The sequence below is a fragment of the Alteromonas sp. ABV4_150 genome, assembly GCF_056311745.1.
The window spans coordinates 3,091,860-3,114,958 of the sequence record NZ_CM149971.1 but is presented as its reverse complement, the minus strand read 5'-3'; the positions used below and the strand labels follow the sequence as shown (position 1 = coordinate 3,114,958).

The following is a 23,099-nucleotide window of genomic DNA, read 5'->3' as shown; positions in this document are numbered from 1 at the left end:
CGCTAAAGGCCCTCGCAACATAGCTTACGGTTTCCTGCTATAACTTTCACCTGCAACAAGCAAAAGAAACTAGTTAAAATAGGCTATCTACAACAGCCTGTTTGAAAAACAGTCAAAAAAGTTACTCAAAGGGAGACGGATCGCCCGTGCCATGTCGCACAATTACTGGTGTGTCTTCCGACAAATCAACCACGGTAGTGGGCTGCTCACCAATGTAACCACCGTGAATAATAAGCCCTACTTGCTTTTCTAAGTTGTCGCGAATGACATCTGGGTCTGATTCAGCCATGGTGTTACCTGGCAAAATCAAAGACGTAGACATCAACGGCTCGCCCAGCTCTTCCAATAATGCAAGTGCAATAGCGTTGTCGGGCACGCGAATTCCAATGGTTTTACGCTTAGGGTTTTGCAACCGCTTTGGTACTTCGCGGGTCGCTTTCAACACGAAGGTGTAACGCCCTGGTGTATTGTTCTTAATTTGCCTGAACGCCGTGTTGTCTACCTTTGCGTAAATTGATAGCTCAGACATGTCTCGACACATTAAGGTAAAGTTGTGATCTTTATCGATTTGACGAATACGACACAACTGTTCAAGCGCCTTTTTGTCTTCCATTTGGCAGCCTATGGCGTATCCTGAGTCTGTCGGATACACCACCACCGCACCCTCTCGAATTAACTCACAAGCCTGACTAATTAGGCGCTTTTGCGGGTTGTCGGGGTGCACATAGAAAAATTGACTCATAATTACTTCCTTTTCTTAAACGCGCAGAACGATACTACTTTGCCAACGAGGTAAGTGCCTGTCCACTCGTAAAGCTTGCTGGTTAAGCTCGTTGGTAAAACTCGCTTTTAAGCTTTTTACCAACCAATTCTCGGCATTTTAATTAGCTTTAGCGCCCATCAACCGTACGTCAACCATTTGCCTTACCTTGCCCATTTATACCGAGAGCGCTGCAAATTAGATTTCCATAACTCTCGGCCATCTGCCCTTCAAATTGTTTCCAATTATGCCATACGGGTGTGAGCTTACTGCTAATGCCGAGGTTCTTACCCAGCTCAGTCCAACGAGACGGAAAGTGAAAATCAGAGCCCGCCGATGCTAGTAACTGATGGGTTTGTGCAAGCTCATTAATAAGCTCTTGTTTGGTTTTATTGATACCTGGAAATGCGGTTTCAATGGCGTCGCCACCGGCTTGTTCGAACAAGGCCACCAAACGCCGAAGCCACTTCGCTGTCATATCATAATGGGCTGGGTGAGCCAGTACGGCTTGTCCACCTGCATCGTGTATCCACTCGATAGCCGTTTCGATACTTGGCCACTCTGCTTTAACTGCCGCGCGTTTGCCTTTTCCTAAATACTTTTTAAACGCGGCGTCCATACTTGGCACACCGTAATTGTTTACCAATACTCGCGCAAAGTGCGCCCGTGTCACCTGGCCAACGCCCGCTAGCGCTTTTGCTCGCGTTAGAACACCTTCAAACCCACACTTTTCGAGCTTATCAGCAATTTTTTCAGCCCGGGCTTCTCGGGTTTGAGACTGGCCTTCAAGCCGCTCAAGAAACGTTGGGCAGTGTCTGTCCACATTTAATCCAACGATATGGATATCGAAACTGTGCCAAGTGGTGGAAATTTCAACACCATCAATAATAGTTAATGCACGTTTTTGCTTCGATTGGGTAGCATGTGCTTCTTCCAAGCCGGCTACGGTATCGTGGTCGGTAACGGCAAGCGCATCCACCTGCATGGTGTGCGCGCGAAGGATTAATTCTTCTGGCGTTAAGTGACCATCAGAAAATTTTGTGTGGCTATGTAGATCTATTTTCAATGTCTTATGCAAATTTTAGGTTGACACAAAGGGCAATTTGTTTTCTTCTATACACACAAAGTATACGTACTAACCGCTTCAAATCCTATTGAAGTTTGGAAAAACAACGAGTAATTCATGCATTCATACAATATTTCAACAGCAATGACAGTTGCAGCTTGGTGGTGGCACTCCCTAACTTAACGGGCGGTGTGCACTGTAGTGCGTGAATGAATACACATAAAGGCCCGTTTATACGGGCCTTTTTTTTGTCTTTTTGCAGTTGGAGAGTAGCAAAAATGAGTTTAGCGGAACTGGGGATTTCCCCAGGTAAGGTAGAGACAATTGAGCAGGTGGGACACTATGTCGATGATCCACTTGCTGCGTTTGCCCACCTTTGTGGCAATAAAAATAACGCACTGCTTTTAGAGTCGGCAGAAATTGATTCTAAAGACGATTTACAAAGCTTGTTAATGGTTGACGCAGCACTGCGCATGGAATGCCGGGGCAACCGCGTTGAAGTGAAAGCACTGACAGGCAACGGCGCTTCAGTGTTACCTTTATTTGTTGACCACGCCCCTGACGGCCTACACATTAAAGAAAGGACAGACACTTCGATTACGATGGTGTGTGATGAAGCTGACGGTGAACTTGACGAAGACAGCCGCTTAAAGGCCGCAAGCGTAATGGACGCGCTTCGCATTGTTATCAATAAGATTACGCCAATCCGCCAACATCCCCACGCCATTTTCTTAGGCGGTGTATTTGCCTACGACATGCTAGCAGGCTTTGAAAAGCTACCTGATGTTGCAGAAGGTGAAAATGACTGTCCAGACTTTGTGTTTTACCTGGCAGAAACTTTAATTACCGTTGACCACCAAACCCGCGAGACCCATTTAATTGGCAGTGTTTTTAGCGGACAAGACGTTGCCCAGCAATACTTTGCCATTGCTCAGCGCTTAGAAGCAATTCATCAGCAGCTACACGATATGCCTGCCAAGCCCGTGCTAGTGGGTGCAAATACTGTAAAGATTACTGATGTAGAAAGTGAAGCGCAAAGCGGACAGTCACTCGTTTCCAACTCAGAAGACCAAAACGAAACCGAAAACGGACAGTCACTTTCTTTTGACCCAAGCGTTGAAGTTAGTGTTGATTTAAGTGATGAACAGTTCTGCAACCATGTGTTGGACTTAAAACAGCACATTTTAGCTGGCGACATTTTTCAGGTTGTGCCCTCGCGCACATTCTCTCTCCCCTGCCCGTCGCCGCTACTTGCTTACGCTAAACTTAAAGAATCAAACCCAAGTCCTTACATGTTTTACATGCAAGATGCCGCTTTCAGCATATTTGGCGCCTCTCCTGAATCAGCGCTTAAATACGAAAGAGAAAGTAATCAGGTAGAGATCTACCCGATTGCCGGTACCCGTCCACGTGGCAAGCGCCCTGATGGCAGTATCGACAGAGATTTAGACAGCCGCATTGAGCTTAACCTTCGCGAAGACACCAAAGAAAAGTCTGAGCACATTATGCTGGTTGACCTTGCCCGAAACGATGTGGCGAAGGTGAGTCGCCCGGGCACGCGCTACGTGAAAGACTTGCTAAAAGTTGATCGTTACTCTCACGTGATGCACTTGGTGTCGCGCGTGGTTGGCCAGCTACGTGACGACTTAGATCCACTGCACGCTTATCAAGCCTGCATGAACATGGGCACCCTGGTTGGCGCACCAAAAGTAAGCGCAGCGACGTTAATTCGCGAAGTAGAGAAAAAACGCCGCGGCAGTTATGGCGGCGCGGTTGGCTATTTGAATGGTCAAGGCGATATGGACACTTGTATTGTCATTCGTTCAGCGTTTGTGAAAAACGGCACGGCTTATATTCAAGCGGGTGCAGGTGTAGTATATGACTCTGTTCCACAAGCTGAAGCTGATGAAACTCGCGCTAAGGCACAAGCGGTAATTGGTGCAGTAAGAGCAGCGCTACAAGAAGAAGCTGAAAGTATCAACGTTGCATTAAATGAAGGAGGCAACGCATGAATCAGCAAGTGACCACCCTATTTTTGCTCGACAATGTAGACTCATTTACCTACAACCTTGTGGACGAACTGCGCACCTTAAACCTAGACATTAAGGTCTATCGCAACACGGTTTCAGCAAATGCTCTGTTTGAAAGAATGCAGGAACAAGCAACGAAAGGCCCAGTGCTTCTAATGTTGTCACCAGGTCCAGGCGCACCAAGTGAAGCCGGCTGTATGCCTGAGCTACTTAAAAAAGTACACGGCGTGTTCCCCGTAATTGGTATTTGTTTAGGCCATCAAGCTATTGTTGAGCATTACGGCGGCACCGTAGGTCGCGCCAGCCAAGTGATGCACGGCAAATCTTCTGCCATTACTCATTCTGAAGACGCTATGTTCAAAGGCTTACAGCAGCCCTTACATGTCGCACGCTACCACTCTTTAGTGGCACATTCATTGCCTGAAAACCTTACTGTGTGCGCGTCTACAATAAACGATGACGGCAGTGAGGCCGTAATGGCAGTTTACAACAGCGAAGATCGCATGCTGGGTTTCCAATTTCACCCAGAATCTATTTTAACAGCCCACGGCAGTTTGCTGTTAAAGCAAAGTATTGACTATTTAACGTTACAGGGAGCGAACCATGCTTAACGCAGGCCCTCTACTAGAACAAATTATGTTGCGAGAATCACTGTCGCAAACCGAAGCATACAGCTTGTTTAACAGCATCATGCACGGTGAGCAAAGCGAAGTGATGATTGCTTCAGTGCTGACTGCGCTGAAAATGAAAAAAGAATCTCCCAGCGAAATTGCGGGTGCAGCGAGTGCTATGGTTGCCAATGCACTGCCCTTTCCCACACCGTCTTATGAGTTTGCAGATATCGTTGGTACAGGCGGAGATGGCCACAACACCATTAATATTTCCAGTGCAGCCGGTGTAGTTGCCGCATCTTGTGGCGTGAAAGTGGCGAAACACGGTAATCGCAGTGTATCGAGTAAGTCTGGCTCTGCTGATTTATTTCGCCAGTTTGGTCTTAATTTAGAAATAAGCCCAGAAACATCCCGCAAGTGCTTAGATGAAGCAAATTTCACATTTCTTTTTGCACCAGTTTATCACGCCGGTATGCGCCACGCAGCCCCCGTGCGCGCTGCGATGAAGACCAGGACCTTGTTTAATATACTGGGGCCGCTGGCAAACCCGGCAGGTCCAACTCATGGCGTTTTCGGCGTATACTCGCCTGAACTGCTTGAACCTTACGCAAAAACCCTTATGCTGCTTGGCCAACACCGCGCAATGATAGTGCATGGCGATGGCTTGGATGAACTGGCGCTGCATGGCGAATCAATGATTTACGACCTTGAGCATGGCGATATTCGCAAGCTTACCGTTACCGCCGAAGACTTCGGTTTACCGCATTACCCTCTTTCTGCGATTGAGGGCGGTGAACCTGAAGAAAACCGACAGTTTGTTGAAGCAGCGCTAAACGGCGAAGGCAAAGAGGCACACCGTGCCGCTATCGCTATGAACTGCGGGGCGCTGTTGAAAGTAACCGGCAAAGCATCAACCTTCAAAGAAGGGGCTGAAATGGCGATGAACGCTATGGCCGAAGGGTTACCCATGCAGTTATTAACGAAGGTTGCCAAAATTACTCAGGAGGTAAGCACAAATGGCTAATGTGCTTGAGAAAATTGTTGCAGACAAACGAGAAGAAGTGGCCGCACGCAAAGAAGCTTTGCCGCTAGAAAGCTTCAAGGCGAATCTAGTTCCTTCTGAAAAGAGTTTATTTGCCGCACTTAGTGAACCAAACGCAGGCTTTATCTTCGAATGCAAAAAAGCATCGCCATCAAAAGGCCTTATTCGAGAGCACTTTGATTTAGACGAGATCTTAGCGGCTTACACGCCTTATGCTGCCGGTATTTCTGTGCTGACAGACGAGAAGTACTTCCAAGGTAAATTTGAGTACTTAGCTTATGTTACTGAGCGTGTTGCTCAGCCTGTGCTTAACAAAGATTTCTTCGTTGATACCTATCAAGTGTATCTAGCCCGTCACTATAATGCCGACGCAGTGCTATTAATGCTTAGTGTGCTAAATGATGACGAGTATCGCGAGTTGGCAAGCGTTGCCAATGCTCTGTCATTAGACATTCTTACCGAAGTAAGTAATGAAGAAGAAATGGAGCGCGCTATTGCCCTTGAAGCCAACATCATTGGTATCAATAATCGCAACTTACGCGACCTTTCTACCGATTTAGCGACCACCGAACGCCTTGTGCCCATGCTTGAAAAAGCCACGCACGACTACGTGGTTATTTCAGAGTCGGGCATATACACACACCAAGACGTGCTTCGTTTAGCGCCTGTATCCCAAGGCTTTTTGGTGGGCAGTGCGTTAATGGCAGAGTCTGACCTACCGCGCGCTGTGAAAACGTTAGTGAATGGCGCAGTTAAAGTGTGCGGGCTTACCAGCCCCGAACAAGCACAAATGGCGTTTGATAAAGGCGCAAGCTTTGGCGGGCTTATCTTCGCCGAAAAATCGCCACGCTGTGTGAGCGAAGCACAGGCTTTGACCATAACGCAAGGCGTTGACGGTGCATTTGTAGGCGTGTTTGTTAATCACGACATCGATGACGTTGCTTCTCTTGCTGCTTCACTCAATTTGTTTGCCGTTCAGCTACACGGTAGCGAAGATGACGCTTACATTTCAGCGCTTGCGGCCAAGCTTCCAGAAAGTTGTGAAATTTGGAAAGTCGAAGGTGTTAAAGCAACTTCTTCTGAGGCTCTACCTGAAACAGTGGACAGACACTTAAAAAATAGCCTTGTAAGCCGTGTTCTTCTGGATTGCCAAGTGGGTGATGCTAAAGGCGGTACAGGCGAAGCGTTCAATTGGCAGCTATTAAACGATATCGAAGCGAAGCATAAGTTAGTGCTTGCTGGCGGTATTAACGCCCAGAACGTTGCAGATGCTATTGCAACAGGCTGCGGTGCTATTGATGTAAATTCAGGTGTAGAAACCGCACCCGGCATGAAAAGCGAAGAAAAACTCGACGCGCTTTTTGCCATTTGCCGCCGTTACTAATTTAAATACAGGACAACGTAATGAACCAGTTAGATACAAAATTTGGTGAATTTGGTGGCATGTACGTGCCCGAATTACTTATTCCAGCGCTAGACCAACTGGAAAAAGCATTTTTGGATGCCAAGGACGACCCAACATTTAACGAAGAGTTTTTATCTCTGTTAAAAGACTATGCGGGTCGCCCAACGTCAATGACGTTAACTCGCAATCTGGTAAGTAACCCAAAGGTAAAGTTATACCTTAAGCGTGAAGACTTACTACACGGTGGTGCACACAAAACTAACCAGGTGTTGGGCCAAGCGCTACTTACCAAACGCATGGGTAAAAAAGAAGTTATCGCCGAAACAGGAGCAGGCCAACACGGTGTTGCAACCGCATTAGCATGTGCGTTGTTGGGGCTTAAAGCACGTATTTATATGGGTGCGAAAGACGTTGAACGTCAAGCGCCAAACGTGTTCCGTATGAAGCTTATGGGCGCAGAGGTTATTCCTGTAAACGCAGGCTCAGGTACGCTTAAAGATGCCGTAAACGAAGCCATGCGCGACTGGTCAGCGAACTATGATAAAGCGCACTATTTGTTAGGCACAGCCGCGGGCCCTCACCCGTTCCCAACTATTGTTCGCGAATATCACCGCATGATTGGTGAAGAGACTCGCGCTCAAATTATGGAAAAAGAAGGTTGCTTACCTGACGCCGTAGTAGCGTGTGTGGGCGGTGGCTCAAATGCTATCGGTATGTTTGCAGACTTTATTGATGAGCCATCTGTACGCTTAGTGGGCGTTGAGCCTGCGGGTAAAGGTGTGCACACCAAAGAGCACGGCGCAACTATCGTGACGGGCACAAAAGGTATTCTTCACGGCGCTTACACCTTTATTATGCAAGACAAAGAAGGCCAGATTGAAGAAAGCTACTCAGTATCGGCTGGTCTCGACTACCCTGCTGTTGGCCCTCAGCATGCTTATCTTCATGACATTGGCCGAGCAGAATATGTAGCCGCAACTGACGAAGAAGCGCTGAACGCATTCCAATTGCTTGCCAGAAAAGAAGGCATTATTCCAGCCCTTGAATCGTCTCATGCTCTAGCGCACGCGCTCAATATGGCAGATGAAGCGGAAGAAGAAACCATCATCGTAGTTAACTTATCAGGTCGTGGCGACAAAGATTTAGCGCACGTCATCAACATTTTAGGGGACGATTTATAATGGATAGATATGCACAAATGTTTGCAGGCCTTGATGAAAAGAACCAAGGCGCTTTCGTACCTTTTGTAATGGTGGGTGACCCCGATTTAGCGCAATCTGAAGCCATTATTTGCCAGCTAGTAGAAAGCGGTGCAGACGCTCTTGAGTTAGGTATACCTTACTCTGACCCCATCGCTGATGGACCTACTATTCAAGCTTCTGCCATTCGCGCTCTAGAAAGCAAAGTGACAGTAGCGGATTGTTTGGGTGTGATTTCACGGGTTCGCGCAAAATATCCAGATGTGCCTATCGGTTTGCTACTTTATAGCAACTTGGTAATGGCACGGGGCGTAGAGAACTTCTATAACAAAGCTCAGGATGCAGGCGTTGACTCAATCTTAGTTGCAGACGTTCCAATTCGCGAAGCAGCACCTTTCCAGAAAGCAGCCGAAGCAACGGGCATTTCACAAATTCTGATTGCACCACCTAATGCAACCGATGAAACCATGGAAAAAATCGGGGAATACTCAAAAGGTTACACGTATTTGCTGGGTCGTGCGGGCGTTACTGGCGCAGAAACTGCCGCAAACGTGCCTGCTTCAGAGCTTATTGAGCGCTTGAATAAACACAAAGCAGCACCAGCATTGTTGGGCTTTGGTATTTCTACACCGGAACAGGTTAAATCTGCTATTGACGCCGGTGCCGCTGGCGCAATTTCAGGCTCGGCGACAGTGAATATTATCGCTGCCAATTTATCGGACAGTCACAAAATGCTAAGCGAGCTCGGCAGCTTTGTTGAAAGCATGAAAGCAGCTACGGCAAAAGGATAAACGTATGCTATATATGATTTGTGCAACCGATGTAGTGGACAGTCTAGAAAAACGCCTTGCGGCGCGCCCAGCTCACCTAGAGCGTTTGAATGCATTAAAAGATGCGGGCCGATTAGTCATGGCTGGCCCCTTCCCTGCTGTAGATAGCCCAGATCCAGGTCCAGCTGGCTTCACGGGCTCGCTAGTGGTAGCAGAGTTTGATTCACTAGAAGCTGCTCAAGCATGGGCAGACGCTGACCCGTACATCGAAGCAGGTGTTTATGAAAATGTTGTGGTTAAACCTTACAAAAAGGTTTTGCCTTAACTTTTAGCTAAACGCTATGTAGTAAACTTCGATAAATAATGAAAGCCCCTTAAGACCGAATAGCTCCGGTTTTGAGGGGCTTTTTGTTGCTTCAACAGTAATGAAGCTAACACTTATTTATTAAACTAGTGTGGACAGACACTCACTTGCTAGACTAATGAGGGCACACTCGTAATTGTTTGCCAAGCTTCCTTTGGTTGATAATGGGCAGTCATTTATTAATCAGCCAACAATCGCAATAAACAATCCCTTGTGGACAGACACTCGCTCCTCTGAGTATGTGTCCCAGCGCCTCGAAGCTTCGCCATAAAATTGGCCCATAATACTGCGTTTAAAGATCGACCTTTTCGTGTTCACCCATCTCTTCTGGTTTTACCGTTTTACCAGTAAGCATTTTAAACATGCCTTTGAGTGAAGGGTCTGCATCCCACACTTCTGCATCTATAAGTTCGAAGCGAAGCATTAATAAAGAAGGATCATCTCTACCTTTCTCGAACCATGCTTCTACTGGATTAGACCAGTGTTTATCAATCACCTCTTTACGTGACTCAACAGTGAGGTTGCCTCGTATACAAGCAAATACATCATGACCTTTGGATGCAAAATGAACCATGGCTTTTCCACCTTTAGCAATGCGATTGTCTCGACTAGTGTAAAACCAAAACTCGCTATCAGCGTCTTTATCAAGTTGGGCGTACATAGGCTCGGCATGCATATCCTCGCCTACCAGACTTACCATTACTTTTGGACTATCTGACATTGCTTTCCACATTGTTTTCTTAATATCGCTAGACATAGCTCCTCCTTGTTGAAAATAAGTGTCTGTCCGACGTTACTATTGAATGGAGCAGTTGAACAAAACGCCTTATTTTCATTTTATTGATTCATCTGAAGCTTATGCCTCGCACGTGGCATGCCAGAAAAGTCAATATCATCCCGCACAACTGCCAAAAGAGTTATTGATAAACGTAAGCTCTTCACTACACGCCAGTTAGGTACAGCTATGGACACACACTCGTACATCCAAATGAGCGTTGTGAACTATTTATCAAAAACCGAGGACAGCCACTCGTTTGCACGATAAACATTGGTCCCCCTTAATAACAATCAACAAAGTGCAACAAAGTGGACAGACACTTTTTCAAAGTAGGAGTAAAGATTACTCAATATGACTTACTAACGAGAGCACTTAAATATATGCGTCGCTTTGAAGCTTAGAAATAGACTTGTGGGCAGACACTATCATTTTGGCTTCCGGCCTCTTAGCAACTAAGTGTCTGTCCACAATATTTGCTCTTTCGTAAATGCCATTTACTTAAGGCTTATATACAGCCTTTGCTCCGCAAGGTAGACTAAACCCAGTTCAGAATGGGTTCAGTTAACCAAGTTATACTTATCTGTAGTTTGGCCTGAGTGGGATAATAATTGTGAGGTTGTATGAAACTATCGCTTCGTGTTGCAGTAGTTTGTTTAGTGTTAGCTTTGTCTAACACAGCGCCAGCTCTGGCGTTTCAAGGCTCTGGCGGCGATATATCAAAAAGCGAAGCTGCTGAGCGCGCTCGCGTTGCTGTAAATGGACGCGTCTTAAAAGTTGAACAGACCTCAAAAAACTACCGGGTAAAAGTACTTAAAAAGTCAGGGCGAGTAGTATCAGTAGACGTAGACAAACGCTCAGGCAAGGTAAAAAAAAATAAAGATAAGGACTAATATGCGTATCCTTGTAGCCGAAGACGATAGCAGATTATTAACCCAGCTTGATGCGCTCCTTCAGCAAAATGGCTATAGCGTAGACCTCGCAGATAACGGTGAGCACGCGCTTTTTCTCATTAAAGAATATAGCTATGACCTGGCTATCGTCGACATCGGCATGCCAAAGCTAGACGGATTTGAGGTTATACGAAAAGCCCGTCAAGCTGATATTTCCTGCCCTATACTCATTTTAACTGCTAGGGATAGGTGGCAAGAGAAAGTGGAAGGCCTTGATGCCGGAGCCGATGACTACCTCACCAAACCCTTTCATAACGAAGAGTTACTTGCTCGAACAAAAGCACTAATTCGACGAGCTTCAGGGCAAGCGAACCCGACCATTCAGTTCGGCCCTATCTCGCTGGATACCGTTAGTGAAGAACTATCGTTAAACGGTCAAGCTCTTGATTTAACAGCTTACGAATACAAAGTCATGGAGTACCTTATGCTTAACCCGCAAAAGGTCATCTCAAAAACAGAGCTAACCGAGCACATTTATGACCAAGATTTCGATTTAGATAGTAATGTCATAGAGGTTTTCGTGGGAAGACTGCGGAAAAAGCTGGACCCGACCGGTGAGTTAAAGCCAATAGAAACCCTTCGAGGTAGAGGCTATAGGATAAATAGAAGTTTATGAGGCAATTGTCGCTACGTCTTCGGAGTATCTTTCTAGCGATTGTTCTTCTAGCGTTATTTGCGCCCTTTACTGTTGTCATTTTAGACGAGGCATATACTGATAGCCTTACGCAGGCCAAGATGAGTGAGCTTAGGTTGATGAACTTAGGTCTGTTATCGGCGTTCGAGTTAGATGGCGACCTGCCCTATATGCCTGAAATTTTATACGAAGAGCAGTTAAACCTTCCGGGATCAGGTTATCTTGGCGTGATTGTGTTTCGAGACGAAGTAATTTGGCAGTCAGCCTCAGCTCTTGAATATACCTTTGCACCACCTGAGATAGACGTTGCAGTCGGTAACGAGTTATTTTTGGATTCCCATACACCTAAGTTTGAAGAAGATTCCCAGTTTTTTGTATATGCATTCACTGCAGAATTTGCTTCAAGTAGAGACTTCGAGCCTGTTCGGTTTTATATATTTAACAATAAAGCACTTTTTGAAGCAGAGCGGAATACGTTCTTAGACACGACGTGGCAGTGGATTTTCACGCTCTGTATAGCACTCCTAATTTTTATTATTATCGGGGTTAGCCTAGTACTTCTTCCTGTTAGGAAGTTAATTGACGAAATTTCACAAGCCTCAGGTGGACATAAACGCCAGTTAGAATCACGCTATCCAGTTGAATTCGATTCCTTAAAACAATCCATTAATGGTTTGCTTCAAACTGAGGCCGCCCAAAGGGCGAGATATAAAAACAGTTTAGGAGACTTAGCACATAGTTTGAAAACGCCTTTGGCAGTAGCATCGGGCACTAGCGATTTACCTACTGAGGTAAACGAAGCATTACAGCAAATTGACCGAATCATTAAACGCCAGCTGAAAAGAGCGAGTGCTGGAAAATCTGGCTGGCAACAAGCTATCTATATATTACCCATTTTGCACAAGCTTGCCGATGCAATGGACAAGGTCTACCAAGATAAAGCCCTTATTATTGAGTTTGAACTGGATGAGGATACTCAGTTTAAAGGAGACGAGACCGACTTCATGGAACTATGTGGCAACCTTCTAGACAATGCATGCAAAGCAGCTACCAATAGAATTATCGTATCAGCGTCGAAGCGTGCTGGTTGGCTAACAATTAAAGTAGAAGACGACGGCCCTGGTATTCCTGACAACAAAAAGGTGCTTTTGTTAGAGCGAGGAACTCGACTTGATACCTATACAGAAGGCCACGGAATAGGCATGGCGTTGGCGGCTGATTTAGTTTCAATCTACGAAGGTCGAATGCTCATCGAGGACAGTTCGCTTGGCGGCGCTCGTATCGTTATTCAATTCCCCAATCACGAATAGTGCTTGAAAAAGTACAACGAAGTTTGTGCATGACCGTTAAATCCTTGAGCTTTCAGTTGCTCAAGTATGAAAGTGGACAGACACTCGAGTTCCTGCAAAAATTTGGTGAGTATGGAAAGTGGACACACACTTATTCTTGCGCAAAAGTTTGGGGCAGACAGACACATTCTCAATTGACTGATTAGCTAGAGACCAATAAGAGATTTTTTTAAATCGATTGAGTGTCTGTCCACTATCGACTTTCAAACAAGTGTCTGTCCACTTTCTACTTACACAAAGTTACGACGCAGACTTCTCACCTTCACTCGATAACAGCACCGCAAGCCACTTGCTCTCCTCGCGAGACTCTAGAGCTATTTTTACCACCATGGTTAACGGAACTGATAGCAACATTCCAACGGTGCCTAGCAGCCACCCCCAAAATATTAGCGAAAGGAATACCACAAGTGTAGAGAGCCCCATGCCTTTACCCATCAATCTCGGTTCCACCATATTTCCCATGATGGTGTTAACAAGCACAAAGCCAAGTGCTGCGAAACCTGCTGAGGCTGGACCAAGCTGAACAAATGCGATGAGTACAGCTGGCACAGCTGCAATGATAGATCCAATGTTAGGAATAAAGTTGAGCATGAACGCCAACACAGCCCAAAGCATGAAATGATCTACTCCCATCACATACAACCAAATGCCAATAATTAAACCTGTCCCTAAACTGACCACAGTTTTTATCGCTAAGTAACTGTTCACAGAACGAATAAATCTGTCGATATGCTTTAGTTTCATTCCAGGATCTGCAAGGGCAATATGCAACCGGCGTGGGATACTGTCAGCTTCAAAAAGCATGAAAATGACAGTAAGAAGAATAAGGAAGAGATTTGAAAGTACGCCGCCCATCCCGCTGATGAAATTTGTTGCTACAGACATAGCCGTTGCGGGGTCAAGGTGCGAAGCAATTAACTCTCTATTGATGTGAATATTAAATTCAGCCAATTTGGACACAACCCAGGCAAACTCGGTATCAAGCTTACTTCTGTATTCTGGCAGATTTTCTCGAAACTCGGTCATAGACTGGCCAACTAAGCCAGCTAAAAGAAAACCAAAAACAACGATAAGCAGTATAACAAAAGTTATAGAGAGCCATTTAGGCACGCCGAATTTAGAGGTCCAGCGTATAATCGGACTACACGCGATTGCTATAAAAATAGAGAGAAAAAACGGTACCATGATTGTGCTGGCGGCTTTAATTCCGGCCATCACTACCACTAAACACGCTAAAACGATAAGAATCTTTGCTGTTGGCGAGCGTAGTTCCATTGACATTGTGTGCTACATTCCTGACTGAAACGACAACACTTTACAACGACTTATAAACAACTACAAACAAGAGACTTCAATGAACTTTAATCTTGCCACTATTAAAATTAAAAACCTAAGACTACGCACATACATTGGCATCAATGAAGATGAAATAAAAAACAAGCAGGATGTTGTTGTTAACGTGAAAATTGATTACGACGCTGAAAAAGCCACAAACACCGACGATATGAGTGATGCGCTTAATTACAAAACGATTACAAAGGCAATAATCAAGCTTGTAGAAGACAACCGCTTTTCTCTTCTGGAAAAACTTACCGCCGATGTGCTAAGCATTGCCGCAGAACACTCTTCGGTGCGCTACGCTGAGGTTGAGGTCGATAAGCCACATGCCCTTAGATTTTCTGATTCCGTGTCCCTGACACTATCTTGCAATAAGACGGGATAAGGTCATACCTCGAGGAGCTAATTGTGAACATTCTTTTGACCGGTGGAACAGGGCTGATAGGAAGCGAATTTATTCGTCAATATTCTCGAGAACATGAATTCACGGTGATTTCTCGCGACTTTGCAAAGGCAAAGAGCCAATTGGGGGATAACGTCAAAATCGTCGAGAACGTTTCTTCGATAGAAAATTTTGAAAGTTTCGACGCAGTAATTAATTTAGCTGGTGAGCCTATCGCCGATAAGCGCTGGACAGACACTCAAAAGAGAATAATTTGTAATAGCCGCTGGGACATAACTTCTGAGCTAGTCTCAAAAATAAATAGTTGTGATGCGCCTCCGCCTGTTTTCTTATCGGGCTCCGCGATTGGTTTCTACGGCAATCAAGGAGACAAGCTTGTAACTGAAGAAACGCCTTCTCATAACGAGTTCACCCATGAACTGTGCGCTAAATGGGAGACTATTGCCCAAAGTGTAGGTCAAGCTAAGACACGTGTCGTAACGCTTCGAACTGGTGTAGTTCTCACCGAAAAAGGCGGAGCGTTAGGAAAAATGGCACTACCGTTTAAATTGGGAGCCGGAGGTACACTTGGGAGTGGTAGTCAGTATTTGGCCTGGATCCACTTACAAGATATGGTGCGTGCTATCTCCTTTTTGCTCGAGAATAGTGCATGTTCTGGTGCATTTAATTTAACGGCACCGGAGCCTGTAACGAACAAGATATTCTCTAAAGCGCTCGCAAAATCACTTAACCGACCTTGCCTGTTCAATGTCCCGGGCTTTGTTATGAAAATAGCAATGGGCGAATCGTCGACGATGATACTTGAGGGGCAAAGAGTCATTCCTCAAAAGCTTACTACCGCCGGCTTTAGTTTTGACTTCCCTTCCATCGACGAGGCGCTAAGAGAAATATATCGCGCATAGTTGAATTACTGAAATTCGTTAAGTGCCTTGTGGACAGTCACTTGAATTGCTAAGCAAGTGTGTGTCCACATTTATTGCACAACATTATCGCGAGGCACTCTGCTTAGTCACAGGCCTCAAAAACTTCTATTTACTATCAAACCAGAGCACTTCTCAAACTCTTCGAGAAAACCATTCTTTTGTAATTAGTGAACTTTGCTGTGAAATGCACTGTGGACAGACACTCATTTGAATTGAGTGACTGTCCACTGCCCTTAATCTAAACGGCACTTAACCGAGCGTCTGTCCGTTTTGTATTAAAGCGCATTTTAAACTAACGCAAGAATACCTAAACCATATTCCGCAGCATCTGACCGGTATTAAGCGTAAGCAAACGCCAGCATCCAAACGCACCTAATATGCCTACAACGACAGCGCCAACGCTTGGCGCTATTGCCCAGTATTCTGGGTGTAAGCTTGCTTCCATTTGGAATACAGAGGTTTGAAGTAAATAAAGGCTCAACTCATTGGCCATTGCTGCCATAAAGCCTGCTACTACACCAATGATAACAAACTCAAAAATAACACTTTTTCTTATCAACGCCCCCTTTGCACCGAGCGTCCGAAGTATGGCTATTTCCTGTCTGCGTTCATCCATACTCGCCTGTACTTGTGCAATCAATACCAGACTGCCCGCGAACAGTACCAACACCAAAATAAATTCAACGGCAACAGACACCTGATCCACAATCTCTCGCAACTGATTAATTCGAGCATCAACGTCGAACATAGTTATTGATGCAAACGGTTTAAGTAGGTTTGTTAACTCTGCCTTTCTCTCGGTAGGAAGGTAGAAACTAGTAATATAAGTTGGGCTAAATGCGGCCATTGCCTCGGGGTGAATAACGAAGAAAAAGTTAGGCTGCATAGTCTGCCAATTCACAGTACGAATACTCGTTACTTTCGTTTCGACAATCTCGCTGCCCACATTAAAAGTAAGCCGATCGCCCATTTTAATGTTCAACCTTTCTGCAACACCTTCTTCAACAGAAACGGGGAACCATCCTTCGCTGTATTGTGTTTCCACATTTCCATGCCAATTCCCTTCAATAATCTCGTTTTCTTTTTGTAACGCGTTACTCCAAGTTAGGTTCGCTTCTCTGCCTAGGCCTCTTCGACCTTCACGATTTGGCTCGTCTTCTTTAGAGACTTCAGTGTTTACTCCTTCCCCATTTACCGAAACAAATCGGCCTCGAATGACAGGATAAAACTCTTCGATTTTTACGCCATTGTCAGCGAAGTGTCTGTCCAACTCGGGTTGAATATCCGGCGTAATGTTAATTAAGAAGTAATTCGGTGTACCTTCTGGCAATTGCGAGCGCCATTGCGAAACCATATCGTTGCGCATTACCAGCACCACTAAAAGCAACATAATGGTAACGGAAAAGCTAATAAGCTGCACGCTGTTGTCCATTGCACGTCGCTTAATACGTGCCCATGCCAACTGCCACGCCCCCATTCTTCCACTGCCGAGCTTGCGACCTACTGCAATTAAGATATACGTAGCACCAAGCAGTCCGAGCACCAGGGCAGCGCCAGACACAAAAAGAATAGCGCTAATTTTTAAATCGCGGCTGTACATCCACATCAATAAAAATATCGCACCACCGGAAGCCACGAACTGAATGCTTCTGGAACGTAAATTCGCTGAAATGTCCTTTCTTAATACGCGAAGCGGAGGAACTGAAAATAGCTGTAAAAGCGGATATAAGGAAAAAAGCAATGCACACGTTGCACCTGTAGCAACGGCGATTAAAAGTGGCCGCCAATGCCACACGTCAAGAGATACATCCACTCTGTCAGCTACAAGTGAAACCACCACTTGTTGACCGATAAAACCGATAACGAGGCCGATAAAAATACCAAGCCCAGTGATGAATAAAATTTGGAATAAATAGACTTTTCGAATGGTGCTGCTTGTTGCCCCCAAGGTCTTCATTATTGCTACGGGATCAAAGTGACGTTGAGCATAACGCTGAGCAGCAACGGCAATGGAAACGGCCGCTAATACTATTGCCAACAAGCTTGCTAACAGAAAATAGCGCTCAGCACTTGCGACAGAGCGCCCTATCGCTGACTCGTCATCTTCGACTGTACGCCACGAGTGTAAATCGTCATTTAATTGGGGTAATAACCAGGTATTGAAGTTTTCTATGTCACCCGCATCACCGGCAAAAAAGCCCACATAACGAGCGCGACTCCCTGGCCCAGTAATCGCAGTTTTTTCCAAGTCGTTTAAGTTAATCAGAGCAATAGGATCAGTATTAAACACGCTGAAGCCGGCATCTGGAATATCTACCAGCACATGGGTGACGGTAAAAGTTCCATCTCCAATTTCGATACTATCGCCAATAGAAAGCCCCAAGCTCTGAAAAAGCCGAGACTGTACCCATGCTTCCCCAGACTGAGGTAATTCTGCAGTATTGCGTTTTTCTCCAAAAGGCTGGTCGGTAATATTGACTGTCCCTTTCAGTGGATAAGCGTCATTCACGGCTCGTAAATCAACAAGCGACATCTCGTCGCCTTTAAACACCATTGAACGTGTTGCCACCTGCTTTGCCGTCGCAAGGCCCTCTTCTTGGGCTCTAGCTAACCACTCCTCGTTTATAGGGTCATCTGAACGAAGTTGCGCATCTGCTGCAATAAATGCTGCAGAGCGAGACTTTAGTGCGCCCTGTAAACGCTCACTGAAAAGTGACAGCGACAATACGGCTGCCACAGATAGCACAATGGCCAGCAATATGATGGTCAGTTCACCACGTCTAGCCTCATGCTTAAAAAGCCGCCAAGCTAAATTAAAAGACGTCGACATCTAAACCGCCTCTTTCTTATTCATTGTGTTCGCGGCAGTTGTTTCAACTAATTCACCAGCATTCATAGTGAGTTGCCTGTCACAATGTTCCGCTAGCTCGTTATCATGAGTTACAAGTACGAGAGTTGTGCCTTTTTCTCTATTCATCTCGAACAACAGCGCTTCGATTTTTTCACTATTTTTGGCGTCTAGGTTGCCGGTAGGCTCATCGGCGAAAAGTATTTTGGGAGAGGTAATAAATGCTCGCGCTATGGCAACGCGCTGTTGCTCGCCCCCGGACAACTGGTTAGGGAAGTGATGTGCGCGATGTTTCAATCCGACTTGCTCTAGAATATCCAAAGCTAGTGCCTTTGGGTTATCAAGCCCTGCAATTTCTGCCGGTAGCATCACGTTTTCCAAGGCTGTTAAGCTTTGAACTAACATAAAGCTTTGGAAAATGAAGCCTACTTTATTTCCTCTTAAAATTGCGCGCTCTTCTTCATTCATGCTGTGAAGTGCTTCACCATCTAAGAAAATTTCCCCTTCTGTAACTTGGTCAAGCCCAGCTAACAAGCCCAAAAGGGTTGACTTACCCGAGCCTGACGCGCCAATAATGGCAACGGACTCACCAGACTTGACTTCAAAAGAAATAGGACGAAGGATCTGCAGTGAACCTTCACTCGTATCCACTACTTTGGTTACAGCATTAGCTTTTATCATAAGAGGTCATCAATTCGTGTTTGTTAAATTTCGTTATTTGTTCGCTTTTTTACTTATTCTTTTAATACCCTTTCAAGCGCTATCAGATCAAGCCGAGCAGAGCGACACAAGCGAAAATGCGGTTTTACTTATCTTAGGTGACAGTTTATCCGCGGCTTATGGATTACAGCAACATGAGGGTTGGGTCAGTTTGTTACAAAAGATGTGGCAAGACGACAACATTCCGATTGATATTGTAAATGCTGCGGTAAGCGGAGAGACCACTGACGGTGGTTTAGCGCGATTTCCCCGTTTATTAGAGCAACACAACCCTACCCATGTATTGATTGAACTGGGCGGTAATGACGGCCTTCAGGGGCACAATATCGGTAAGATTAGGGATAATTTAGATTCGCTGGTAAGTGTTGCGAAGGAGAGTAATGCCGTAGTGTTTCTGCAAGAAATGCAAATTCCTTCTAATTATGGCAAGCGCTATACGCAGATGTTTACTCAAAACTTCAATAAAGTAGCGGAAGCTCAGGACGTTCAAAAAATCCCCTTTCTCCTTGAAGAAATAGCGCTAAATAAGGACTTAATGCAAAACGATGGTATTCATCCAAATGCTGAGGCACAGCCTTTGATCGCTAATTTTATGGACAGACACTTAAGAAGTTTAATTCTTAGCGCTCAATAATTGTGCTAATCTTATTAAGTGATTTTTTAAATGCGAGGTTTGTTTATGGACGTTTCTTCTGTTAATTCGTCTCCTGTTTCCACTGTCTTAGAATCGCCACAGCGACCTACTCAACAGGTTGAGCCCCGTAATGTGCAAGAAAGTCGCGAGACTCAGCCTCAGAGCACACAGCAGACCTCAAGCACTAACGATGGGCGTGTGGGTTCTAGAGTTGATGTGTTTGTGTAATTTTCTATTGAAAGAAAGTTGTTAGGGACAGACACTCGTTCAGATTTTTGTCTAGTTTCCTAGCAAGTGGACGTGTATGTGCAAAATAATGGAATTAGAAAGGACAGACACTTACTAGATAAGAGTGTCTGTCCTTTTTCCTTTTAGCCTATTTGACGCAACGATGGATTTTTATTCGTTGTGAGGCTCGAGTGTCTGTCCACGATTTTAAATCTTAGTTATTCAACTTCTACTAATATTCATTATGAGACTTAATTGAAAGAGCTCTTATTTGAAGAAACCGCTCCTAAAACTGTCCTAAAGACCACTTAACATTGACGCCGTAAATCTCATAATGCTAATAAATAGATATGGGATACGGACATGCCTTTACCTCGTTACAAGCAAATAAATACTGATGTTACACCTTATTACCACTGCATTTCTCGCTGCGTAAGGCAATCTTACCTCTGTGGTCGCGATGCCCGCACTGGCATAAACTATGAGCATAGAAGAAAGTGGATTCAAGACAGGCTCCATAAGCTTTCTCAAGCTTTTGCCATCGACTTATGCGCCTACGCTGTCATGCATAATCACATTCATGTGGTATTGCATATAGCCAAAGGCAGAGCTGAAGGCTGGACGATGGATGAGGTCTTGCTTCGGTGGAGGATGTTTTATAAATGCCCGCCCGTAGTGCAGCGATATTTAGAAAACTTTGATTCTGTAACGTTAGATGAGCTAGCAGAATTAAAATCACTATCTGTTATATATCGAGAGCGACTTCAAAGCATCAGCTGGTTTATGCGTATGCTCAATGAATATATTGCTCGAAGAGCTAACAAAGAAGATGAATGTAGGGGCTATTTCTGGGAAAGAAGGTTTAGGTCACAAGCTATACTCGATGAGAAAGCACTGGCCAGTGTAATGGCTTACGTCGATTTAAATCCCATTCGAGCAAAAATAGCGACGACGCTAAGCAACTCTCACCATACTAGTATCCAATATCGCTTGAATGCCAAACGCTCGAATAAAACGCCTAAGTTTTTGATGCCTTTTAGCGATAGTCACCACAAGAACACCGTGCCGTTGCCCTTCGCATTTACCGATTATTTGCAGCTTATCACTGATACGATGAATGCGGAGAGTAATAACGATACCTGCAAAGTCCCAAAGCTTCCCAACCGCTTGTTAAGTAAGCTTGGAATGACAAAAGAGAACTGGCAGCTAGTAACTAGTAATTTTGAAACACTTTTTACTGGGCCTGTCGGTTGCCCCGAGATGATGGAGAATTTCGCCAGATGCTGCCAAAGGGCATGTCGCCCAAACGTTGCAAATGCTCAAAGGTATCTGTCGTGAACCTCTAACACCATTGCAAAAATACTTGGCTAAATATCGGCTTGGCGTGCAAGCACATCAACAATGTCCTGAGATTTCGTTAGGCGCCTTATGTCGTTGAATAGAACTTCAGCTTCAGGGTATTGTCTTTTCAGATAGCCGCACCATTGCTTAATTCGGTTGGGGTAATATTTGCCCTTATCACCAAAAATTTCGTAGCCAGAGTATTGAATCAGCAAAGCAGCCAGTTCAGACCATGGCATAGGTGCTACGCCCTCTTTAATACTCAGCGCCAGATTAGGCATTGCCAATGCACCTCGTCCAATCATCAGGTTGGTACACTCTGATTGGCTCTGACAACGCTGAGCGTCTTCAGCGTTCCAAATTTCACCATTTGCGACAAGTGGAATATCGGTATGTTGTTTTATCTTCGCTATCCAGTCCCAATACGCCGGTGGTTTATACCCCTCCGTTTTGGTCCGCGCATGAACAACGAGTTCAGAAGCGCCCGCTTCAGTGATAGCTATAGCATTCTCGATAGCTAAAGATTTGTCTTCAAAACCTAGTCTGATTTTGGCTGAAACTGGGATTTCTGCAGGAACAGCATCCCTTACAGCTTTCACAATGTCATAAAGGGTTTGGGTTTCTTTCAACAAAACCGCCCCGCCCTTACTTTTATTAACTGTTTTGGCAGGGCAACCAAAATTAAGGTCAACACCAGGAGAGCCCAGCTCTATCGCGGTTTGTGCATTCTCTGCAAGCCACTGTGGATGTTGTCCTAATAATTGAACTCGGACAGGCACACCTGCCGGAGTTTTGCCATCATTATGAAGCTCAGGGCAAAGTCTATAAAACGTTTTCTTTGGTAATTTTTGATCGACAACTCTTACAAATTCAGTAACGCACTGATCGAAACCACCCACGCGAGTGAGCATATCTCTCATTAAGTGATCAACAACGCCCTCCATAGGGGCAAGCATTACTTTCATTGCAAAAATCTCAGTTTAATAGAACATAAAATCGGCGCAGGAGTTTAGCAAAAAGCACTTATATCAGCCAGGCTTTGATGCTTAGTTTTTCAACTTCTGTGACTGTCTATTTAAGGTGCATTTAAGGTGGTTTTAAATTGCAGCTATTTAAATTTAGTAAGTGTCTGTCCGCCAGACACTTTACTTCATGTGGGAGTGAGGCAGGCTTCTAATTTTATACGAATAGAAAAGCTTGTGTGTCTGTCCATACGTAGAAAATTCTTGATAGAAGTCTGCACTTAGCCTATTTACGAGGCTGTGACTGGGTAGCGGCTTCCTTTTCTAAATTTTCAAGACGAGTGAATACGGCCTTCTTTTGATTATCGGTGTATGTCCGCCAATTAATGATTTCTTCAATCGCACGTTTACATCCAATGCAAATGTCCTCTTCGCTTAACTTGCACAAAGCTACACATGGGGAAACTGAGTTCATAATACTTTTGTTTTATCTAAACCGTCTTTTTTAATCTGTACTCGCGAAGATGCGATAGTCGCCATTGTAGTCTCAGATAGTTCTTTATTGGACCACAAACAAACATGACAACCAAAGCGCGATTCAAGATATGAGGAAAACTCAGTGTCTGTCCCACAGTCATACCTCACTAAATTTTGCTTTTTACCGTCGTAAATAACCGCAGAATAAGTAAACACAAAGAGCCTCCTAAAAAAGAGTCTCAAATATACATCTAGACGTCTAAACGT

At 44.9% G+C, this 23,099-nt stretch carries 24 protein-coding genes; 15 read left to right on the top strand and 9 right to left on the bottom strand.

What is annotated here, in order from left to right; genetic code table 11:
• Window positions 1-121 precede the first annotated feature (121 nt).
• Complete coding sequence (locus ACYX4M_RS13620; protein ID WP_014948946.1) at window positions 122-742, bottom strand: L-threonylcarbamoyladenylate synthase; 621 nt, start codon at window positions 740-742, stop codon at window positions 122-124.
• A gap of 169 nt (window positions 743-911) precedes the next feature.
• A complete protein-coding gene (locus tag ACYX4M_RS13615; RefSeq protein ID WP_476080502.1) occupies window positions 912-1,826 on the bottom strand; it encodes a PHP domain-containing protein in 915 nt (304 codons plus the stop codon).
• 278 nt (window positions 1,827-2,104) lie between these two features.
• On the opposite strand from ACYX4M_RS13615, the gene ACYX4M_RS13610 reads away from it, so the two are divergent.
• From ACYX4M_RS13610 to ACYX4M_RS13580, 7 genes are read left to right on the top strand one after another with little or no spacing between them, the layout of a single operon-like run.
• The gene (locus tag ACYX4M_RS13610; protein ID WP_476080501.1) at window positions 2,105-3,838 is read left to right on the top strand and encodes an anthranilate synthase component 1; all 1,734 of its coding nucleotides are present in this window, start codon (window positions 2,105-2,107) and stop codon (window positions 3,836-3,838) included.
• Window positions 3,835-4,467: an aminodeoxychorismate/anthranilate synthase component II gene (locus ACYX4M_RS13605; protein ID WP_101563971.1), complete on the top strand. Its 633-nt coding sequence runs from the start codon at window positions 3,835-3,837 to the stop codon at window positions 4,465-4,467. The genes ACYX4M_RS13610 and ACYX4M_RS13605 overlap by 4 nt, the downstream gene beginning before the upstream one ends.
• Window positions 4,460-5,491 (top strand): anthranilate phosphoribosyltransferase, encoded by a 1,032-nt coding sequence (gene trpD / locus ACYX4M_RS13600; protein ID WP_014948943.1) that lies wholly within the window; start codon window positions 4,460-4,462, stop codon window positions 5,489-5,491. Before ACYX4M_RS13605 ends, trpD begins: the two co-directional genes overlap by 8 nt.
• Window positions 5,484-6,893, top strand: a complete 1,410-nt coding sequence (gene trpCF / locus ACYX4M_RS13595) for a bifunctional indole-3-glycerol-phosphate synthase TrpC/phosphoribosylanthranilate isomerase TrpF (protein ID WP_476080500.1) — start codon at window positions 5,484-5,486, stop codon at window positions 6,891-6,893. The genes trpD and trpCF overlap by 8 nt, the downstream gene beginning before the upstream one ends.
• Window positions 6,894-6,913: 20 nt before the next feature.
• Window positions 6,914-8,095 (top strand): tryptophan synthase subunit beta, encoded by a 1,182-nt coding sequence (gene trpB, locus ACYX4M_RS13590; RefSeq protein WP_476080499.1) that lies wholly within the window; start codon window positions 6,914-6,916, stop codon window positions 8,093-8,095.
• Window positions 8,095-8,904, top strand: a complete 810-nt coding sequence (trpA, locus tag ACYX4M_RS13585; protein ID WP_476080498.1) for a tryptophan synthase subunit alpha — start codon at window positions 8,095-8,097, stop codon at window positions 8,902-8,904. Before trpB ends, trpA begins: the two co-directional genes overlap by 1 nt.
• Window positions 8,905-8,908: 4 nt before the next feature.
• Window positions 8,909-9,208: a YciI family protein gene (locus ACYX4M_RS13580; protein WP_476080497.1), complete on the top strand. Its 300-nt coding sequence runs from the start codon at window positions 8,909-8,911 to the stop codon at window positions 9,206-9,208.
• A gap of 331 nt (window positions 9,209-9,539) precedes the next feature.
• On the opposite strand, the gene ACYX4M_RS13575 is transcribed toward ACYX4M_RS13580, so the two are convergent.
• Entirely contained in the window at window positions 9,540-10,004 is a 465-nt protein-coding gene (locus ACYX4M_RS13575; protein WP_476080496.1) for a pyridoxamine 5'-phosphate oxidase family protein, read from the bottom strand.
• A 641-nt stretch (window positions 10,005-10,645) separates the two neighbouring features.
• On the opposite strand from ACYX4M_RS13575, the gene ACYX4M_RS13570 reads away from it, so the two are divergent.
• From ACYX4M_RS13570 to ACYX4M_RS13560, 3 genes are read left to right on the top strand one after another with little or no spacing between them, the layout of a single operon-like run.
• The gene (locus tag ACYX4M_RS13570) at window positions 10,646-10,915 is read left to right on the top strand and encodes a PepSY domain-containing protein (RefSeq protein ID WP_476080495.1); all 270 of its coding nucleotides are present in this window, start codon (window positions 10,646-10,648) and stop codon (window positions 10,913-10,915) included.
• 1 nt (window position 10,916) lies between these two features.
• Window positions 10,917-11,591, top strand: coding sequence for a response regulator transcription factor (locus tag ACYX4M_RS13565; protein WP_014948936.1), 675 nt, complete (start codon window positions 10,917-10,919; stop codon window positions 11,589-11,591).
• Entirely contained in the window at window positions 11,588-12,919 is a 1,332-nt protein-coding gene (locus ACYX4M_RS13560) for an ATP-binding protein (protein ID WP_476080494.1), read from the top strand. The genes ACYX4M_RS13565 and ACYX4M_RS13560 overlap by 4 nt, the downstream gene beginning before the upstream one ends.
• A 279-nt stretch (window positions 12,920-13,198) precedes the next feature.
• Here the strand turns inward: ACYX4M_RS13560 and ACYX4M_RS13555 are convergent, their stop codons facing one another.
• The gene (locus ACYX4M_RS13555; protein WP_014948934.1) at window positions 13,199-14,239 is read right to left on the bottom strand and encodes an AI-2E family transporter; all 1,041 of its coding nucleotides are present in this window, start codon (window positions 14,237-14,239) and stop codon (window positions 13,199-13,201) included.
• 73 nt (window positions 14,240-14,312) lie between these two features.
• On the opposite strand from ACYX4M_RS13555, the gene folX reads away from it, so the two are divergent.
• Window positions 14,313-14,681, top strand: coding sequence for a dihydroneopterin triphosphate 2'-epimerase (folX, locus tag ACYX4M_RS13550; RefSeq protein WP_012517852.1), 369 nt, complete (start codon window positions 14,313-14,315; stop codon window positions 14,679-14,681).
• A 23-nt stretch (window positions 14,682-14,704) separates the two neighbouring features.
• Window positions 14,705-15,601, top strand: a complete 897-nt coding sequence (locus tag ACYX4M_RS13545) for a TIGR01777 family oxidoreductase (RefSeq protein WP_476080493.1) — start codon at window positions 14,705-14,707, stop codon at window positions 15,599-15,601.
• A 328-nt stretch (window positions 15,602-15,929) separates the two neighbouring features.
• Here ACYX4M_RS13545 and ACYX4M_RS13540 read toward each other — a convergent pair whose 3' ends face one another.
• Both ACYX4M_RS13540 and ACYX4M_RS13535 read right to left on the bottom strand, forming a co-directional pair.
• Complete coding sequence (locus ACYX4M_RS13540; RefSeq protein ID WP_476080492.1) at window positions 15,930-18,452, bottom strand: ABC transporter permease; 2,523 nt, start codon at window positions 18,450-18,452, stop codon at window positions 15,930-15,932.
• Window positions 18,453-19,151: an ABC transporter ATP-binding protein gene (locus ACYX4M_RS13535; RefSeq protein WP_476080491.1), complete on the bottom strand. Its 699-nt coding sequence runs from the start codon at window positions 19,149-19,151 to the stop codon at window positions 18,453-18,455. It lies immediately after the preceding gene.
• A 16-nt stretch (window positions 19,152-19,167) separates the two neighbouring features.
• Between ACYX4M_RS13535 and ACYX4M_RS13530 the strand changes: the two genes are divergently transcribed.
• From ACYX4M_RS13530 to ACYX4M_RS13520, 3 genes are all read left to right on the top strand, one after another.
• Window positions 19,168-19,824 carry an arylesterase gene (locus ACYX4M_RS13530; protein WP_476080490.1) on the top strand — a complete coding sequence of 219 codons (657 nt, stop codon included), beginning with the start codon at window positions 19,168-19,170 and terminating at the stop codon, window positions 19,822-19,824.
• A 45-nt stretch (window positions 19,825-19,869) separates the two neighbouring features.
• A complete protein-coding gene (locus tag ACYX4M_RS13525; protein WP_202940837.1) occupies window positions 19,870-20,052 on the top strand; it encodes a hypothetical protein in 183 nt (60 codons plus the stop codon).
• 363 nt (window positions 20,053-20,415) lie between these two features.
• Window positions 20,416-21,390: a transposase gene (locus ACYX4M_RS13520; protein WP_476080489.1), complete on the top strand. Its 975-nt coding sequence runs from the start codon at window positions 20,416-20,418 to the stop codon at window positions 21,388-21,390.
• Between the two features lie 29 nt (window positions 21,391-21,419).
• On the opposite strand, the gene dusC is transcribed toward ACYX4M_RS13520, so the two are convergent.
• The 3 genes from dusC to ACYX4M_RS13505 form a co-directional block, all read right to left on the bottom strand.
• Window positions 21,420-22,358, bottom strand: a complete 939-nt coding sequence (dusC, locus tag ACYX4M_RS13515) for a tRNA dihydrouridine(16) synthase DusC (protein WP_269349395.1) — start codon at window positions 22,356-22,358, stop codon at window positions 21,420-21,422.
• Between the two features lie 283 nt (window positions 22,359-22,641).
• Complete coding sequence (locus ACYX4M_RS13510) at window positions 22,642-22,830, bottom strand: DUF1289 domain-containing protein (RefSeq protein ID WP_476080488.1); 189 nt, start codon at window positions 22,828-22,830, stop codon at window positions 22,642-22,644.
• Entirely contained in the window at window positions 22,827-23,048 is a 222-nt protein-coding gene (locus ACYX4M_RS13505; RefSeq protein ID WP_476080487.1) for a hypothetical protein, read from the bottom strand. The genes ACYX4M_RS13510 and ACYX4M_RS13505 overlap by 4 nt, the downstream gene beginning before the upstream one ends.
• Window positions 23,049-23,099: the final 51 nt, after the last annotated feature.

Bases quoted from the DNA above. Each gene is read 5' to 3' on its own strand.
- ACYX4M_RS13620 (WP_014948946.1), bottom strand. From the start codon at position 742: ATGAGTCAATTTTTCTATGTGCACCCCGACAACCCGCAAAAGCGCCTA.
- ACYX4M_RS13560 (WP_476080494.1), top strand. From the start codon at position 11,588: ATGAGGCAATTGTCGCTACGTCTTCGGAGTATCTTTCTAGCGATTGTT.
- ACYX4M_RS13570 (WP_476080495.1), top strand. From the start codon at position 10,646: ATGAAACTATCGCTTCGTGTTGCAGTAGTTTGTTTAGTGTTAGCTTTG.
- trpA (WP_476080498.1), top strand. From the start codon at position 8,095: ATGGATAGATATGCACAAATGTTTGCAGGCCTTGATGAAAAGAACCAA.
- ACYX4M_RS13610 (WP_476080501.1), top strand. From the start codon at position 2,105: ATGAGTTTAGCGGAACTGGGGATTTCCCCAGGTAAGGTAGAGACAATT.
- ACYX4M_RS13575 (WP_476080496.1), bottom strand. From the start codon at position 10,004: ATGTCTAGCGATATTAAGAAAACAATGTGGAAAGCAATGTCAGATAGT.
- ACYX4M_RS13555 (WP_014948934.1), bottom strand. From the start codon at position 14,239: ATGTCAATGGAACTACGCTCGCCAACAGCAAAGATTCTTATCGTTTTA.
- ACYX4M_RS13520 (WP_476080489.1), top strand. From the start codon at position 20,416: ATGCCTTTACCTCGTTACAAGCAAATAAATACTGATGTTACACCTTAT.
- ACYX4M_RS13525 (WP_202940837.1), top strand. From the start codon at position 19,870: ATGGACGTTTCTTCTGTTAATTCGTCTCCTGTTTCCACTGTCTTAGAA.
- ACYX4M_RS13535 (WP_476080491.1), bottom strand. From the start codon at position 19,151: ATGATAAAAGCTAATGCTGTAACCAAAGTAGTGGATACGAGTGAAGGT.
- dusC (WP_269349395.1), bottom strand. From the start codon at position 22,358: ATGAAAGTAATGCTTGCCCCTATGGAGGGCGTTGTTGATCACTTAATG.
- ACYX4M_RS13605 (WP_101563971.1), top strand. From the start codon at position 3,835: ATGAATCAGCAAGTGACCACCCTATTTTTGCTCGACAATGTAGACTCA.
- trpD (WP_014948943.1), top strand. From the start codon at position 4,460: ATGCTTAACGCAGGCCCTCTACTAGAACAAATTATGTTGCGAGAATCA.
- trpCF (WP_476080500.1), top strand. From the start codon at position 5,484: ATGGCTAATGTGCTTGAGAAAATTGTTGCAGACAAACGAGAAGAAGTG.
- ACYX4M_RS13510 (WP_476080488.1), bottom strand. From the start codon at position 22,830: ATGAACTCAGTTTCCCCATGTGTAGCTTTGTGCAAGTTAAGCGAAGAG.
- folX (WP_012517852.1), top strand. From the start codon at position 14,313: ATGAACTTTAATCTTGCCACTATTAAAATTAAAAACCTAAGACTACGC.
- ACYX4M_RS13580 (WP_476080497.1), top strand. From the start codon at position 8,909: ATGCTATATATGATTTGTGCAACCGATGTAGTGGACAGTCTAGAAAAA.
- ACYX4M_RS13540 (WP_476080492.1), bottom strand. From the start codon at position 18,452: ATGTCGACGTCTTTTAATTTAGCTTGGCGGCTTTTTAAGCATGAGGCT.
- ACYX4M_RS13565 (WP_014948936.1), top strand. From the start codon at position 10,917: ATGCGTATCCTTGTAGCCGAAGACGATAGCAGATTATTAACCCAGCTT.
- trpB (WP_476080499.1), top strand. From the start codon at position 6,914: ATGAACCAGTTAGATACAAAATTTGGTGAATTTGGTGGCATGTACGTG.